13 protein-coding genes are annotated in these 15,674 nt (G+C 63.5%); 9 read left to right on the top strand and 4 right to left on the bottom strand.

All coding sequences use genetic code 11. The features are described from left to right. Window positions 1–35 precede the first annotated feature (35 nt). The gene (locus P3C39_RS31900; RefSeq protein ID WP_024505123.1) at window positions 36–1,046 is read left to right on the top strand and encodes an ABC transporter substrate-binding protein; all 1,011 of its coding nucleotides are present in this window, start codon (window positions 36–38) and stop codon (window positions 1,044–1,046) included. Window positions 1,047–1,084: 38 nt separating this feature from the next. Here the strand turns inward: P3C39_RS31900 and P3C39_RS31895 are convergent, their stop codons facing one another. Further along, window positions 1,085–1,510 carry a hypothetical protein gene (locus P3C39_RS31895; protein ID WP_063172982.1) on the bottom strand — a complete coding sequence of 142 codons (426 nt, stop codon included), beginning with the start codon at window positions 1,508–1,510 and terminating at the stop codon, window positions 1,085–1,087. A gap of 139 nt (window positions 1,511–1,649) precedes the next feature. Between P3C39_RS31895 and P3C39_RS31890 the strand changes: the two genes are divergently transcribed. The 8 genes from P3C39_RS31890 (at window position 1,650) to P3C39_RS31855 (ending at window position 10,116) form a co-directional block, all read left to right on the top strand. Next, window positions 1,650–2,639: a BMP family protein gene (locus tag P3C39_RS31890; RefSeq protein ID WP_244506860.1), complete on the top strand. Its 990-nt coding sequence runs from the start codon at window positions 1,650–1,652 to the stop codon at window positions 2,637–2,639. Window positions 2,640–2,715: 76 nt separating this feature from the next. Next, a complete protein-coding gene (locus P3C39_RS31885; protein ID WP_275954999.1) occupies window positions 2,716–4,284 on the top strand; it encodes an ABC transporter ATP-binding protein in 1,569 nt (522 codons plus the stop codon). Then, window positions 4,281–5,378 carry an ABC transporter permease gene (locus P3C39_RS31880; protein WP_275954998.1) on the top strand — a complete coding sequence of 366 codons (1,098 nt, stop codon included), beginning with the start codon at window positions 4,281–4,283 and terminating at the stop codon, window positions 5,376–5,378. The genes P3C39_RS31885 and P3C39_RS31880 overlap by 4 nt, the downstream gene beginning before the upstream one ends. Window positions 5,379–5,381: 3 nt before the next feature. After that, a complete protein-coding gene (locus P3C39_RS31875) occupies window positions 5,382–6,317 on the top strand; it encodes an ABC transporter permease (RefSeq protein ID WP_275954997.1) in 936 nt (311 codons plus the stop codon). A 47-nt stretch (window positions 6,318–6,364) separates the two neighbouring features. Further along, window positions 6,365–7,171, top strand: coding sequence for a 4-pyridoxolactonase (locus tag P3C39_RS31870; protein ID WP_013529871.1), 807 nt, complete (start codon window positions 6,365–6,367; stop codon window positions 7,169–7,171). Window positions 7,172–7,196: 25 nt separating this feature from the next. Next, on the top strand, window positions 7,197–8,375 hold the full coding sequence (locus P3C39_RS31865; RefSeq protein WP_275954996.1) for an alanine--glyoxylate aminotransferase family protein: 1,179 nt from the start codon (window positions 7,197–7,199) through the stop codon (window positions 8,373–8,375). A 33-nt stretch (window positions 8,376–8,408) separates the two neighbouring features. After that, a complete protein-coding gene (locus tag P3C39_RS31860) occupies window positions 8,409–9,155 on the top strand; it encodes an SDR family NAD(P)-dependent oxidoreductase (RefSeq protein ID WP_275954995.1) in 747 nt (248 codons plus the stop codon). Next, window positions 9,127–10,116 (top strand): sulfite exporter TauE/SafE family protein, encoded by a 990-nt coding sequence (locus P3C39_RS31855; protein WP_346016466.1) that lies wholly within the window; start codon window positions 9,127–9,129, stop codon window positions 10,114–10,116. Before P3C39_RS31860 ends, P3C39_RS31855 begins: the two co-directional genes overlap by 29 nt. Window positions 10,117–10,137: 21 nt before the next feature. Here P3C39_RS31855 and P3C39_RS31850 read toward each other — a convergent pair whose 3' ends face one another. The 3 genes from P3C39_RS31850 to P3C39_RS31840 form a co-directional block, all read right to left on the bottom strand. Further along, window positions 10,138–11,487 carry an HlyD family type I secretion periplasmic adaptor subunit gene (locus P3C39_RS31850; RefSeq protein ID WP_082827485.1) on the bottom strand — a complete coding sequence of 450 codons (1,350 nt, stop codon included), beginning with the start codon at window positions 11,485–11,487 and terminating at the stop codon, window positions 10,138–10,140. Next, window positions 11,484–13,253, bottom strand: coding sequence for a type I secretion system permease/ATPase (locus tag P3C39_RS31845; protein ID WP_064995308.1), 1,770 nt, complete (start codon window positions 13,251–13,253; stop codon window positions 11,484–11,486). The genes P3C39_RS31850 and P3C39_RS31845 overlap by 4 nt, the downstream gene beginning before the upstream one ends. Before the next feature lie 79 nt (window positions 13,254–13,332). Next, window positions 13,333–15,674 (bottom strand): DUF5801 repeats-in-toxin domain-containing protein (locus P3C39_RS31840; protein WP_275955462.1); only part of this gene is annotated, 2,342 nt, incomplete at its 5' end.

Genomic DNA, 15,674 nt, shown 5'->3' with positions numbered 1-15,674 from the left:
CGCTCGATCAACCAATTCATAAAAGGGAACAAAAAATGCTGAGACGCTCACTTATCAAGGCCGCTACCTTCGCGGCGTTTGTTGCAGCACTCGGTTTTTCCAACGCGGCTCTGGCGGCGGACAAGGTCAACGTCCAGCTCGACTGGGTCGTGCGCGGCAATCACGCCATGTTCTTCGTCGGCAAGGAAAAGGGCTTCTTCGCCAAGAACGACATCGATGTGGCCGAGATCCGCAAGGGATCCGGCTCGCCGGACGCGATGCGGCTGGTGGGCAATGAGAACGCGGATTTCGGGTTCGGCGATCTTCCCACGCTTGCCGTCGCACGGTCGCAGAATGTCCCGGTCGTGGCGCTGGCAGCCGTCAATCAGCACTCGCCGCTGGGGATCATTTCGCTGGCCAAGACGCTGAAGCTCACCAAGCCGTCCGACCTCAAGGGACTGACCATCGGCATTCATCCGGCCGGTTCCACCTACATCTTCTTCAAAGGCTTCCTGGCCGCCAACGGCCTGACCGAAAAGGACATGACGCTGAACAGCGTCTCGCCTCCCTATGAAAGCTATTTGCTGCTTGGCCGGGTTCAGACGGTCGTCGGCTATATCGATGCGGAGGTTCCCGAACTGGAAGCGAAGGCCGGGGGCCCGGGCTCGCTCAGCATCATGATGGGGGCGGACTATGGGTGGAAAGCCTATGGCTCCGGCCTGTTCACCTCGCAGGCGATGATCAAGGACAAGCCGGACGTCGTGCGCCGCTTCGTCAAGGCATATAGGGAGGCCTTCGACTATGTCGTGGCTCATCCGGAAGAGGCCGCCGAGATCACCGCCAAGGCAGCGCCCGGCTATGCGGACAAGAAGGACGTACTGCTGGCGCAGATCAATGCCGACATCGCCTCGACGTTCACCAGCCCGGACACCAAGGAACACGGTCTCGGCTGGATGACGAAGACGCAGTGGGAGGAGACCCTAAAGACGCTGACGGACCAGGGCGTGCTCAAGGCGGCTCTGTCGGCGGACGACGTCTTCACCGACGCGTTCCTGGCAAAGGAATAAGAGGCTCGCGATGTTCGAACGGACGCGGGAATGAGCGCCTACCGGCAGGCCAGGCTGTCCTGCGCCATGGCGCAGGACACATCACGCTCGCCTTTCGCCGCATCGGTGCGGTCGAGCGTGATCTGCACGCGGGTGGCATATGCTCGGCTCGCCAGACCGCACCACAGCCGCTCGACGGGCAGGTTCTCGCGCTTGTCGTTGAGGATCGTGAACGTGCCGGTCTTCGCATCGAACCAGAGCTCGACGCGGGTCTTCTTGCCCGGCTCGATCGTTGCGATCCCGGCCGAATACCAGTGGGCGAAGTCGGCGTTGCAGGAGAGGCCTTCGCTGCCCGCATTCGAAATCGTCAACGGAACCATGTCGAGCCCGTCAGTGCCGGTGCGGACGGCGACATGGTGCAACTCAACCGCGTTGGCGAAGGACGATAACGCCAGCATCACCGGAAGGGCATAACGGATCTTCACTTTGCCTGAGCTCCACAATGTAATTTTTCCTAGGCAGTCTATCTCGCTTTCGCGCAATAACAATAAGAATATTGATTGGTGAAACAACAGAGAGGGTAACATGTTAAAGCTTCTTAAGAGCAGTGTAAGTGCAGTTATATTGACCAGTGTCTTGTTGAGCGGCGCGCTTGCCGGCGAGGTCAAGTCGATCGCCATCCTCACGCCCGAAGAAGGCACGGACTACGGCTGGAACCAGCAAGGCATCGATGCCGCCAAGGCGGCTGGCAAGGCCGCCGGCGTCGAAGTGGTCGTGGCCCAGGGCCTCGGCTATGGCGATGTTCGTCCGACCTTGCGGGAACTTGCCTCCGACGGCGCCAGCCTGCTGATCGCGCATGCCAGCGGCTACAACACCTCGGCGCCTGAAATCGCCAAGGAATTGAAAGTTCCGGTGGCAATCGTCGACACGCCAGCCGGCCTGGAGAAGGGCCTTGTCGCCGACTATACGCTGAGCGGCCACGAGGGCGCCTATCTCGCCGGCCGTCTCGCCGCCAAGGTGTCGCGTTCCAAGTCGGTCGGCATCGTGGTGTCGGGCGAACCGCCATCGTGGAATTCGCAGTCGGCGGCGTTCGCGCAAGGCGTGAAGGCGGAGAACCCGGACGTCAAGATCACCTACGCGGTGATCGGCCCGGCCGCCTACAGCGATGCGGCCGGCGGCAAGCGCGTCACCGAAAGCGTGATCGCGTCGGGCGCCGACATCATCTTCGGCCAAGGCAACGGTTCGAGCTTCGGCATGCTGCAGGCGGTCGAGACAACCAAGGCAGCCGATGGCGGCAAGGTCTATTTCATCGACGTCATCGGCGACAAGTCACCGATCGACAAGGGCTTCCTGCTGTCGTCGGTGGTGTGGAATATCGAGCCGGTCTATGCGGCGATGATTGCCGACCTGAAGGCGGACACGTTCGGCACCAAACACTATACGATCGGCCTCAAGGACGACTCGGTCAAGTTGCTGAAGACCGCTGCGATCCCGGACAATGTCTGGACGGAAATCCAGGCGCTGCGCGAGGACGTCATTTCCGGCAAGATCAAGGTCGAGCCGGTCTATGACGCGGCCGCCGTAAGGGCACTGATGACCAGCGTCGCCCAGTAAGGCGATCATGGTCGGCTGCCGGAGGGGTGATCCGTTCACCCCTCCGGACGATTCCTGTTTTTTGGTGCTGGGCTTCATGAGCGGTTTTTCTTCATCGTCCGTTGCCGGGCGCGACATCGTCGCGCTTGAAGGCGTGACCAAACGGTTCCCCGGCATCGTTGCCAATGACAGCGTCGACCTGTCGATCCGCCCGGGCGAAGTGCATGTGCTGCTGGGCGAGAACGGCGCTGGAAAATCGACATTGATCGGCATGTTGTCCGGCCTGCAGCAGCCTGACGAAGGACGCATACTGGTCGACGGCAAACCGACGCCGATCACCTCGCCACGCCATGCGCTGGCACTCGGCATAGGCACCGTATTCCAGCACATGATGCTGGTGCCGACGCTAACGGTGGCGGAGAACCTCCTGCTTGGCGGGCCGTGGTGGCAGCGCCCCAGGACCGAGGAACTGGCGGCGCGCGTCGCCGAGATCACCGGCACGCTCGGCATCACCGTCAAGCTTCAAGCCAAGGTATCAGAGTTGTCGCTCGGCGAGCAGCAGCAGGTCGAGATCCTGCGCGCGATGCTGCGCAACAGCCGGCTGCTCATCCTTGACGAGTCCACCTCCATGCTGACGCCGAAAGGTATCGACGAACTGGGCGCGCTGATGCGCCGCCTTGTCGAGCAGGGCCTTGCGATCGTCTTCATCACCCACAAGCTCAAGGAGGCGGCTGCCTTCGGCGACCGCATCTCGGTGCTGAAGCTTGGCCGCAAGGTCGGCGAGATTCCACCCGAGCGGTTTCGCACGCTGGACGAACAGGAGATCGTCTCGGAGATCGTGGAATTGATGTTCGGCAAGCAGAAGGATGACCCGGAAGCCGTCGAGCGTCCTGTCCGCACTGCCCGCGCCGGCGCTGACCCGCTGCTTCAGGTGACGGACCTGGCGGTAGCGGCGACGGACAATGCGCCGGGCCTGTCGTCGATCTCCTTCGACATCCGCCCGGGCGAGATCCTCGGCATAGCCGGCATCGACGGCAACGGCCAGAAGCAGCTGGCGGAAGCGCTGGCCGGCCAGCGTACAGCCACAAGCGGCTCGGTGCGGCTGGACGGCGCCGCCATCGAGACGCTGAGCGTCGGCGAGCGCCGCCGGCGCGGCCTTCGCTACCTGACCGACGACCGACTGGGCGAGGGCACTGTCGGCACCTTCCCGGTCTCGATCAATTTCTTCCTCAAGCAGGTCGGCGCGGCCCCGTTCTGGCGCAACGGCGTCGAGCAGCGCGCGGAGATCGACAAGCGCGCCGCGCAGCTCGTGCGCGAATACGACGTGCGCACGCCGAGCCTGAAGACGCCCGTCGCGCGGCTGTCCGGCGGCAACATCCAGAAGGTGCTTCTGGCAAGGGAACTGGCTGAAGGCGCCAAGGTGGTGATCTTCAACAAGCCGACCTATGGGCTCGATCTCGCCAACACATTGGCGTCGCGCCAGCGCATTCGCGATACGGCGGCGCGTGGCCTTGCCGTGCTGCTGATCTCCACCGACCTCGAGGAATTGCTTGGCATGTGCGACCGCATCGCCGTCATCGCCGACGGCGCTTTGGTCGGCACCGTCGAGAACGTAGACGACGCCCGCACAAAGGTCGGTCGCCTGATGATCGGACTTGCCGCATGAGCATCGACACCGCACCCACGGTCAGCGCCACCGCACTCGATGCCACGAGCGGGGCAGCGACGCGCCCCGACATCCTGCATCGGCTGCTGATGACGCTCGGCCCGATCCTTATCGCGCTGGTCATAGCCGGCTGTATCCTGCTTGCCGTCGGCGTCGACCCGCTGGCCTATTATGGCTTCGTGCTGGAGAAGGGACTGTTCTCGCCGCTCGGCATCCAGCAGACACTGACGCGCATGGCGCCGCTGCTGTTTCTCGCCGCCGGCCTGATCGTCGCCTTTCGCGCCGGCATGTGGAATCTGGGCGGCGACGGCCAGTTCCTGCTTGGCGCGGTGACGGCGGCTGCCAGCGCTCCCGTGTTCGTGCAGATCATGCCAGCCTGGCTGGCGCTGGTCTGCTCGTTTCTCATCGCCATGGTGGTGGCGATGATCTGGTCGCTGGTGCCGGCGCTGCTGCGTGCCTATCAGGGCGTCAACGAGATCATCACCACCCTGATGATGACGTTCCTCGGCACCTCGCTCGCCAATGTGCTGGTCAAGCTGGCGTTTCGCGACCCAAGCACGACCGTGCCGCAGACGCGCACGCTGCCGGTGGAGGACCGGCTGCCGCGCCTGTTCGAAACGACCATCACCAGTGGCCTGCTGCTTGGGCTGGCGGCGATCGTCATCGTGCATCTGGTGATGACGCGCACGGCGTTCGGGCTGAAGCTGAGGATCGTCGGCGCCAATCCACGAGCGGCGGTTCACTCGGGGCTCGGCGTTCCCGGCCTGACCGTCGCCGTCTTCGCCATTTCGGCCGGGCTGGCCGGGCTTGCCGGCGCCGTCGACATCATTGGCGTCCAGGGCAATGTCCGCGCCGACTGGAATCCCGCCTACGGGCTTGCCGTAATACCCGCCGTGTTTCTCGCCCGCATGAACGGCTTTGCAGCCATCGGCTTCGTGTTCCTGCTTTCGGTGCTTTCGATCGGCGGCGAGAGCGCGGCGCGCCGGCTCGGCGTGCCCAATCATTTCACGCTGGTGCTGGTTTCCATCGTGCTGATCGTGCTCGCGCTCGCCGAATATTTCGATCACCGATACAACCAGTCGCGGAGGGCCTAGGGCATGACCGGGCTCTTCAGCGAGGTCTTTCTCAGCGCGCTGCTGTTCGGCGCCGTCACCGCAGCGATCCCGCTGCTGCTTGCCGGGCTCGGCGAGCAGATCTCCGAGAAGGCTGGCGTGCTCAATATCGGCATCGAAGGCATGATGCTGGCCGGCGCCTATCTCGGCTTTGTCGGCGCTTTCTATTCCGGGTCGCTGTGGCTGGGCTTTCTCACCGGCGCCGCCGGGGGTGCTGCGGTGGCGCTTGTCATGGCGCTGCTTTGCGTGCGCATCGGGCTCAACCAGATCGTCATCGGCATCGCGCTGACCTTGGGGCTGGAAGGCCTGACGGCGCTGCTCCACCATTTCCAGTTCTCGCGCAGCTACCCGCGCCTGCCCGCGGCGGATGCGACTGTCATTCCGCTGCTTTCGGACCTTCCGGTCATCGGGCCTGCATTCTTCAAGCATCATCTGATCGTCTATCTGGCGGTCGCACTGGTTTTCGGCATGGCCTACATCTACCGGCGCACGCAGCTGGGCCTCAATTTGCAGGCGGCAGGCGACAAGCCGGCCGCGCTCGATGTCGCCGGCATCGATGTCGTGCGGACCCGCACCATCGCCGTGCTGACGACCGGGGCGTTGGCCGGGCTCGGCGGCGCCTATCTCGCCAATGTCGGGGCCGGCCTGTTCATTCCGTTCATCACCAATGGCGCGGGCTTTCTCGGCATCGTGCTGGCCATGCTGGCGCGCGGTCGCCCGATCTGGGTGCTGTTCGGCGCGTTGCTGTTCGGTGTCTGCCTTTCGCTGACGACGGCCATGCAAGTGGCCGGCATCAACATACCGACCGACATCATCCAGATGCTGCCGTTCCTGGCGGTGATGATCATGCTGGTGCTGTTCGGCCGGCGCGCCAGCCTGCCGGCGGCGCTCGGCATTCCATATGAGCGCGGCGCGCGCTGAGGACAATTCATGCGCGGACGGGACCCGCGCCAATAAAGGAGGCAAGAATGTCGGATACCAAGGTCTACCTGCTCGACGGCGGCTCGCTCGTTCTCGACGGCTATCATGTGTTCTGGAACCGCGGCCCTGGCGGCGAAGTGCGCTTCCCCGTCTATTCGATCCTGATCGAACATGCCGAGGGCCGGTTCCTCATCGACACCGGCTACGACTACGATCACGTGATGAAGGTGCTGCCGTTCGAAAAGCCGATCCAGGAAAAGCACCAGACCATCCCAGGCGCCCTGGCGCTGCTCGGCCTCGAACCGAAGGACATCGACGTCGTCGTCAATTCGCATTTCCACTTCGATCATTGCGGCGGCAACAAGTATTTTCCGCACGCCAAGAAGATCTGCCACCGGACCGAGGTGCCGCAGGCCTGCAATCCCGAACCTTTCGAGCATCTCGGCTATTCCGATCTGAGTTTTTCGGCGGAGGCTGCCGAAGCGCGTGGCGCGACCGGGCAATTGCTTGCGGGAACGACACGGGCGAATTCGACCTTTGAAGGCATCGATGGCGACGTCGAGCTTGCCAGGGGCGTCCGGCTGATCTCGACGCCCGGCCATTCGATCGGCCATTACAGCCTGCTGGTCGAGTTCCCCAAGCGCAAGCCGATCATGTTCACGATCGATGCGGCCTATACGCAGAAGAGCCTCGAGACGCTGTGCCAGGCGGCCTTCCACATCGATCCGGTGGCGGGCGTCAATTCGATGCGCAAGGTGAAGAAACTCGCCGAAGACCATGGCGCCGAGCTGATGTACTCGCACGACATGGACAACTTCAAGACCTACAAGACCGGTACGCAATTCTACGGCTGACCGCCGCCAATCCGGAGACAAGACGATGCGCTATCTCGAACACGCCGATCCGGTCATCACCCTGACCGCGGGACCGGTGAACGCCTATGCCGAAGTGCTGCGCGGTCTCGGCCGCACGGTGCTCTACGACTACGACCCGGCGTTCCAGCTTTTCTATGAGGGTGTGGTCGACAAGGCGCAAAAGGCCATGCGGCTGTCGAACAAGCCGGTCATCCTGCATGGCGAGCCGGTGCTTGGCCTGGAGGCCGCCGCGGCCTCGCTGATCACGCCGGACGATGTCGTGCTCAACCTTGCCTCCGGCGTTTACGGCAAGGGGTTCGGCTATTGGGCGAAGCGCTATTCGCCACATCTGCTCGAGATCGAGGTGCCCTACAACGAGGCGATCGATCCGCAGGCGGTTGCCGACATGCTGAAGAAGCATCCGGAAATCACCATCGTGTCCGTCTGCCACCATGACACGCCGTCCGGCACCATCAATCCGATCGACGCCATCGGTGCGCTGGTTTCAGCGCATGGCGGCTATCTCATCGTCGATGCCGTCTCGTCCTTTGGCGGCATGAAGACGCATCCGCAGGATTGCAAGGCCGATATCTATGTCACCGGCCCGAACAAATGCCTGGGGGCGCCTCCCGGCCTGACGATGATGGGCGTCAGCGAGCGGGCCTGGGCCAAGATGAAGAGCAACGAGGCAGCCCCCCGCGCGTCGATGCTGAGCATCGTCGATTGGGAGCATGCGTGGTCGCGGGATAAGCCGTTTCCGTTCACGCCGTCGGTCTCGGAGATCAACGGGCTCGATGTCGCGCTCGACCTCTATCTCAATGAGGGGCCGGAGGCGGTATGGGCGCGCCACGCGCTCACCGCCAAGGCCATGCGCGCGGGCATTGCTGCGATGGGCCTGTCGATCTGGGCGGCCAGCGACAGCATCGCGTCGCCGACCACGACCGCTGTCCGCACGCCCGAAGGTGTCGACGAGAAGGCGCTTCGCCAGGCTGCCCGCGCCCGTTACGGGGTGGTGTTTTCGTCTGGCCGCGGCGAGACCTTGGGCAAGCTGACGCGCATCGGCCATATGGGTCCGACCGCCCAGCCGATCTATGCGATCGCGGCGCTGACGGCACTTGGCGGCGCCATGAACGCGGCCGGCCAGAAACTGGCGATCGGCAGGGGTATCGACGCGGCGCTGGCCGTGATCGACGCCGACGCCTGAACAGATATCACCACGGATTGAGGGAGCATTTTCATGACTGAACGGCTTGCGGGGAAGACGGCCCTGGTTACGGGCGCTGCGCAGGGTATCGGCAAGGCGATCGCCGCGCGGCTCGCCGCCGACGGGGCAACCGTCATCGTCAGCGACATCAATGCCGAAGGCGCCAAGGCGGCGGCCGCGGCAATAGGCGGAAGGGCGAGGGCGATTGCCGCCGACATTTCCGATCCGGCCTCCGTCAAGGCACTCTTCGCCGAAATCCAGATCCTGACCGGGGGCATCGACATCCTGGTCAACAATGCCAGCATCGTGCCGTTCGTCGCCTGGGACGATGTCGACCTCGACCATTGGCGCAAGATCATCGACGTCAATTTGACAGGCACCTTCATCGTCAGCCGCGCCGGCACGGACCAGATGCGTGCGGCAGGCAAAGCTGGGCGGGTGATCAGCATCGCATCCAACACCTTCTTTGCCGGCACGCCGAACATGGCGGCCTATGTCGCGGCCAAGGGTGGCGTCATCGGCTTCACCAGGGCGCTCGCCACCGAACTCGGCAAATACAACATCACCGCCAATGCGGTGACGCCCGGCCTGATCGAGAGCGACGGCGTCAAGGCGAGCCCGCACAATGAGGCGTTCGGCTTCGTCGAGATGCTTCAGGCGATGAAAGGCAAGGGGCAGCCGGAACATATCGCCGATGTGGTCTCGTTCCTGGCCTCCGACGATGCGCGCTGGATCACCGGCCAGACGCTCAATGTCGACGCCGGGATGGTGCGCCACTAAAGCATTCCGCACCCCAAACCCCTGTACGCTTTCGGGCGATCTGCACCCAGGTCGCGACGGGCGGACAGGCGCGGCCAAAAATGTATCCGCAAGGCCGCAGTCGGCCAATCAAGGAAAAATCACAGTGGACTTCGGATTCGACACGTCGGTTTTCGACGGGCTGACGATTGCAATGCTGGTCGCCGGTCTGGCCATGACCGGAATGGCCTCCGGCGTGCTCGCCGGTCTGCTGGGGGTCGGCGGCGGCATCGTCATCGTCCCGGTGCTGTTCTGGGTGCTTAGCCTGTTCCACTTTTCGCCTGCTGTGATCAGCCATCTGGCTGTCGCGACGTCGCTTGCGGTCATCATCCCCACCTCGATCTCGTCAATGCGGTCGCACAACAGGCGCGGCAATGTCGATCGGCCTCTGCTCACTCTGTGGGGACCGGCCGTTTTCGTGAGTGCCCTGATCGGTGGCATCACGTCGAAGTTCATCCCGGGCGCCGGCTTGCGGCTGGTTTTCGGCATCGTCGGCCTGCTGGTGGCCCTCAACATGGCGTTGCCGAAGCACCTCGTGATCTCCGATCACCTGCCGCAAAGCGGCTGGATCAACCGCGCGATCGCCTCTGTCATCGGCTTTGTCTCTTCGCTCATGGGAATCGGTGGCGGGACGCTCTCGGTGCCGACGCTTTCCAGTTTTTCCTTTCCTGTGCACCGGGCCGTAGGCACATCGTCGGCGCTTGGCCTGCTTATTGCGCTTCCGGCAGTGGCTGGCTTCATCTGGTCGGGTCTCGCAATCGCAGGCAGGCCTCCGCTCAGCCTGGGTTACGTCAGCCTGCCGGCGGTTGCCATCATAGCGCCCGTGAGCTTCCTCTTCGCACCCTTGGGCGCAAGGCTCGCCCACGCGCTCAACCCGCGCTACCTGAAACTTGCCTTTGCATTCTTCCTGGCGATCACGGCCGGGCGAATGCTGCTGTCTTGAATTTCGCTGGGCGGCGTACGGCTATTTTTCCCGCATGGCCCGGCGGAAGTTCTGCGTGATCGGCTCGGCGAGATAAGAGAGAACGGTGCGAGCCCCCGTCCGGATCATCGTCTCGCTCGACATGCCGGGCAGCAGCTTGCGGCCCTCCAGCTTGCCGAGTTCGCTTTTGTCGATCACAACCGTCGCGGCGAAATACGGTGCGCCGCTGCGCTCCTCAACCATGCGGTCGGCCGACACGATCTCCACGACACCCTCGAGCGGCGGCAGGTTGTAGCGGGCGAAGGCCGGGAAGCTGACGCGCGCGGGCTGTCCGGGTGCGATCGTCTCGACATCCTCCGGTTTGACCATGGCTTCGACCACGAGTTGTTGTCCGAGCGGTACGATCGTCATCAATGTATCGCCGGGTTTCACGACACCGCCCGCGGTGTGGACCTTCAGATCCATGACGATGCCGTCAACCGGTGCGACGACATCGGTACGGGTAAGCACGTCCCTGGCGGCACGCTCCTCCTGTCTCAGGTCGAACAGTTCCGCCTCGACCTTGCTCAACTCATCGACGGACTCGTTGAGCCGCACGGTGTCGAGGTTCAGGATCTGCATGTCGATCTCGGCCATGGCGCTTCTGGCGCGGGCGATTGCGGCGATGTTGGTGGCGCGCTCGCCCTCGATCTCCTGCTGCTGTCGTCTGAGCAACAGGTTCCGCTCGCGGGTAGTCAGCCCCTTCTTGAGGAGACTCTCGAGGTCTTTGGTCTCACCCTCGATTGCCTCGATCTGTTTGTCCTTGGTGACGATAAGCTCTTCCAGTCCCTTTATCTCCTCCTCGGTCTGGTGGCGGCGCTGGCTGAGGATTTCCCGCTCGTCCGCCAGATTGTGGTGCTTCGCAGCGAACACGTCACGCTGTGCGGCCACCGCGTCCCTTGCGGCGGTGGCGGGGTTGGCGAGCAACGCCGGATCGAACTCGATCTCGGCCCTGCCGTCACGCTCGGCCCTGAGACGCGCGGCCAGCGCCTCACGCGTTGCTATCCGGTTCTGGATCAGGTCGAGCTGCGCCTTTGCCTGCGTGTCGTCGAGCCGGACGAGGATCTTGCCGGCCTTGACGACATCACCGTTGGCTGCGTTCAACTCCGCGATGATGCCGCCCTCGAGGTGCTGGATCAGCTTGCGGTCGCCGGCGACCTTGATAACGCCCGGCGCCACAGCGGCGCTGTCCAACGGTGCCAGGGCCGCCCAACCTCCCGCGACGCCGAAGAACAGGAACATGATCGCGAACCCGGTGCAGGTCACGCCTGTGAGACGCAGCGGCATCGGTTGCAGCAGGGAGGGCGGCGGAAGGGGCAACGGCACGACGTTCAATTCCGGGGGGCGGCTCATGCTTCCTTGACCTCTTTGGTTTCCTTGACCACTTCGAGGGCAGGCAACTGGGTAGCCTTGGGCAGATGGGCCACCTTGCTGACGCGGCTGGCGAGTTCGTTGAAGACATGGTCGCGCGGCCCGAAGAGATCTTGCTGACCCCTGTTGAGGACCAGTATCTTGTCTACCTTCTCCAAGATGTTGGCGCGGTGCGCGATCAGGATAACGGTTGTGTTCGTCGCCTTGGCCACGCCGAGAGCGGCAATCAATGCCTCCTCGCCCTCCCTGTCGAGGTTGGAATTGGGTTCGTCGAGGATAAGCAGCGTGGGGTCGCCGTAAAGTGCCCGCGCCAGCCCGATGCGTTGGCGCTGCCCGCCCGACAGTATCGCACCCGCCTCGCCGATCTCGGTGCCGTAGGCCTTCGGCAGCCCCTTGATGAGTTCGTGGACGCCGGCCAACTGCGCTGCCTTGATCACGTGCTGGAAGACCGCCGGATTGACCGTCGCAAAGCGGGCGATGTTGTCGGATACGGTGCCGGCGAAGAGTTCGATGTCCTGCGGCAAATAGCCGACATAACGGCCACGGTCTTCCGCCGCCCATTGGGCAACATCCGTTCCGTCCAGCAAGGCACGCCCCCCCGACGGGCGCCAGGCACCGGCAAGTATGCGCGCCAGGCTCGTCTTGCCGGCCCCGCTCGGACCGATCAGGGCCATCGCTTCACCCGGCTCGAGACGGAAGCTGATGCCTTTCAGGATGTGCTCGCCACCCTGTCGGGCAAGCACAAGGTTGTCGGCCTCAAACCTGCCTTTCGGACGGGGCAGTGGCAGGACCGGTGTGGCTTCCCGGTGCTGTCCGGCGACCGCGGTGAGGCGTTTGTAAGCGGCACGCGCTCCCACCGTCGCCTTCCATGTGCCGATCGCTTGCTCGACCGGCGACAAGGCGCGACCCATCAGGATCGAGGCGGAGATCATGATGCCTGGCGAGGCCTCGTTGCGAAGAACCAGATAGGCGCCGAGGCCGAGTATGGCCATTTGCAGGGCCAGCCGGTGGCAACGCGCGATGGCCGCGATGACGCCGCCACGGTTGGCGGCAAGAACCTGTCCCTTGTTGGCCTCGTCCTGTTGGGCCTTCCAGCCTTCCAGCAATGGCTTCAACATGCCCATCGCCTGGACGACCTCGGCGTTGCGGATCGCCGCCTCGGCTTGCACATAGGCCCGCGACTGTGCGCTTGCGGCCTCGGTCAGCGGCTTGCGTGTGAGGTATTCGTTGAGCAGCGCCAAAGCAAACAGCACGATCCCGCCGCAAAGCGCCAACCAGCCCAGCCATGGGTGCATGAAGAATATGGCAACGAAGAACAACGGTGCCCAAGGCGCGTCGAGGATCGGGAAGATGCTGGGGCTGGTGAAGAAGTTGCGCACTTGATCCAGGTCGCGCAGCGGACGGGCGTTGGCTTGGCCTGGCGCCGAGGCGGCATATTCCACCGATGCGGTCAGGAGAACCGGTGCCAATCGCGCGTTCATCCACGATCCGACGGTAGCCAGCAGGCGCCCGCGCACCACCTCAAGCCCCGCCATTGCCGCGAGCGCCCCTGCCGCCATCAGCGACAGCATCACCAGCGTCTCCAGGCTGTGGCTGGACAACACGCGGTGGTAGACTTGGAGCATGTAGAGCGCTCCGGTCAGCATCAACACGTTGATGCCGCCGCTGAACCAGACAAGCGGCCGGATGGCACGTCTGGCCTCTTTCATCACCACCTGCAGGGCAGGGGGCTGTTGTTTGGTTTTCATCGTTATTTCTCTGGTGTGCGGGATGACATCTCGTGCGGGAAGGTTGGGGGCAGCATTGGCTGCCCCCCGTTGGCCAGTGTCAGGCGACGTCGACAAGTATGTGCTGCATCGCTGTCTGGTCCGCGTCCGCGTCCGCCACTTTGAAGGCGAAGTCGAGGTGGGCATCCGGCGTCTGGGTCGAGGTCGAGGTGAAGCCGATGTCCGTGATCTTCAGCACGTCGTTGTCGGTGGGGTCGAAATTCACCAGGTTGGTGGTCGCATCGCTGCCGCCACCGGCGCCGGTCGTCGGGTTCAGGTTGATTGCCGTGTTGTTGCCGGTGATGCCGTTGCCCGACTGCATGATCTGGACACCCTGCAACACGAAGTGCTCGCCGGCCGCGTTGTAGTCGTTCTGCTCGATGATCACGAGGCCGTCATTGTTGTCGAGCGTGAACTCGCCGCTGTACGGGGCCGGGACGTGACCCATCTTGAAGATGTCGGCATTCTGCACGTACATCGCCCTCGTAATCGAGACATCGTCGAGCGTCGACGCCGTGCCCTTGTCGTCGATCAGGTTGAGGATCAGCATCAGATCCTCGCTGTTGCCGATGCCATCGAACTTGATGGCCATGGTGCCGGCGGTCGCTGTCGGCTGGGTAGCCTCGTTCTGACTGTTGATACCGACGTTGCTGTCGAAGAACCGCAATGTGAGCAGTTCGCCTTTCTGGATCGTGTCACCGGCGACACCGTTGGTGCTCTGCGTCGCGGATACCCAGCTTTCATTGGCGTTGCTCACCATCTCGTGACCACCTAGGGTGAAGGTGGCGTCGCCGGATGACCCCTCGCCATTGGCTGTCAAGCTGAATGGGTTGGCTTTGTTGATCAAGTTGCCCGTGAACTGCACGTAGAAGTTTTCGTTAGCCGGCGTATTCGGATCATCAGCCTGCAATTTTTCCAGCACGATCTGTGGGTGGCCCGTATTGCCGAGGGGCTCCTTGGACAAGAGTTGGCTGGTGTGGATAACGTCGAAGCTGAAGCCTTCGAGAGGGTCGGTCAGGTGGATGGTATAAGTATCGGCAATCTTGTCGAAGACGAGGGTGCCGCCCGCCGTTCCGGTCTGGGTGCCAGCCGCCGGATCCTTGTCGTAGGTGAAAGTGAAGTTGAACGTCGCGGAGGTAAGGCTCTCCGACGCCAGCGTCACCTCCGAGGTGAGAATGTTACCACCGCCGCCGCCGGTGATCGTGCCGGCGAGCCCGATCTGGACGCCGGCAAGCGCGCCATTCTGGTCGACAAAGTCAGAACCACTCGCATAGAACGCGGCCGGATGAGCATCCGCGCCGATGTCGTACCCGAAGGCTCCGGTGGCCGACGCGTTGAGCGTGTTGGCCAGAGTCTCGGGGGTCCCGATACCGTTGCCGGCGTTCTGGTCACCGTCGAACGGCACTGTGATCGTCGGCGCATCATCCTTGAAGACGAGGCTTGTACCGATGTTGACACTGTCCGAGGCCTGGTCGCCGTCACCGTCGGTGATGATCGCCGTCAAGGTTACGAGATCATCGGCTGCCAGCGATGTTTGCTGATCCGGTCCGGTGTCGGGCGAGTGTATGACGGCACGTGCCTGATCGAGCGTCACGGTCCCGTCAACAGCCACGCTCACCGTGAACACAATATCGCCAGCGGCTGAACCGGCACGACCGACCACCTCGCCGCCTTCGACGAAAAGCAGGACGGACAGGCCGGTCAAGGTGTCAGTGAGGCCGCTAACGTTCGTAACCTGATTGATGCCGAGCGCATAGCTGATAGCGTCACTATCCGCGCCGGCGTTTGGGGTGAAAACGGTCGCGAAATCCGCACTGTTGGCACCCAAGTTGGACTCGTCGACGGTCAGCGTCGGCTCGGCGCCGGTGGTCGAGATGCTCGGGCCATCATCCTTGAAGTTGAGGTTCTGGCCGATGTCGAGGCTGGCCGACAGGTGGTCGCCATCCTTGTCGGTGACGGTCGCGGTGAGCGTGACCAGATTGTCGGCGGCCAGGCTGGTGCTGTCGTCGGGGTTGCTGGCGTCGGCATGGACCACCGCCCGGAGCTGGTCGAGGGTGACGGCGCCGGCGGCGCTGACGGAGACGGTGAATACGAGTTCGTTGGAGCCGATGGTGTGACCTTCAACGACGCTGCCATTGAGCGAGAGGACGACTGCCTGGCCGGTCGCCGTGTCGATCAGACCCGAAGGGCCTGCCACGACGCCCAGTGCGTAGGTCAGCGTGCCGGCCCCGTCGGCGCCGAAGCCCGAACTGAAGTTGGCGGCAAAGCTCTGCGTATCGTTGGTGGTAAGAACCGACTCGTCGACGGTCAGCGTCGGCTCGGCGCCGGTGGTCGAGATGCTCGGGCCATCATCCTTGAAGTTGAGGTTCTGGCCGATGTCGAGGCTGGCCGACAGGTGGTCGC

This window comes from Mesorhizobium sp. XAP4, from assembly GCF_029269325.1.
GTDB lineage: Bacteria > Pseudomonadota > Alphaproteobacteria > Rhizobiales > Rhizobiaceae > Mesorhizobium > Mesorhizobium ciceri.
The sequence above is the reverse complement of the archived record's forward strand: the minus strand, read 5'-3'. Positions and strand labels throughout refer to the sequence as shown.

Bases quoted from the DNA above. Each gene is read 5' to 3' on its own strand.
- P3C39_RS31845 (WP_064995308.1), bottom strand. From the start codon at position 13,253: ATGAAAACCAAACAACAGCCCCCTGCCCTGCAGGTGGTGATGAAAGAG.
- P3C39_RS31850 (WP_082827485.1), bottom strand. From the start codon at position 11,487: ATGAGCCGCCCCCCGGAATTGAACGTCGTGCCGTTGCCCCTTCCGCCG.
- P3C39_RS31885 (WP_275954999.1), top strand. From the start codon at position 2,716: ATGAGCGGTTTTTCTTCATCGTCCGTTGCCGGGCGCGACATCGTCGCG.
- P3C39_RS31870 (WP_013529871.1), top strand. From the start codon at position 6,365: ATGTCGGATACCAAGGTCTACCTGCTCGACGGCGGCTCGCTCGTTCTC.
- P3C39_RS31875 (WP_275954997.1), top strand. From the start codon at position 5,382: ATGACCGGGCTCTTCAGCGAGGTCTTTCTCAGCGCGCTGCTGTTCGGC.
- P3C39_RS31865 (WP_275954996.1), top strand. From the start codon at position 7,197: ATGCGCTATCTCGAACACGCCGATCCGGTCATCACCCTGACCGCGGGA.
- P3C39_RS31880 (WP_275954998.1), top strand. From the start codon at position 4,281: ATGAGCATCGACACCGCACCCACGGTCAGCGCCACCGCACTCGATGCC.
- P3C39_RS31900 (WP_024505123.1), top strand. From the start codon at position 36: ATGCTGAGACGCTCACTTATCAAGGCCGCTACCTTCGCGGCGTTTGTT.
- P3C39_RS31860 (WP_275954995.1), top strand. From the start codon at position 8,409: ATGACTGAACGGCTTGCGGGGAAGACGGCCCTGGTTACGGGCGCTGCG.
- P3C39_RS31855 (WP_346016466.1), top strand. From the start codon at position 9,127: ATGTCGACGCCGGGATGGTGCGCCACTAAAGCATTCCGCACCCCAAAC.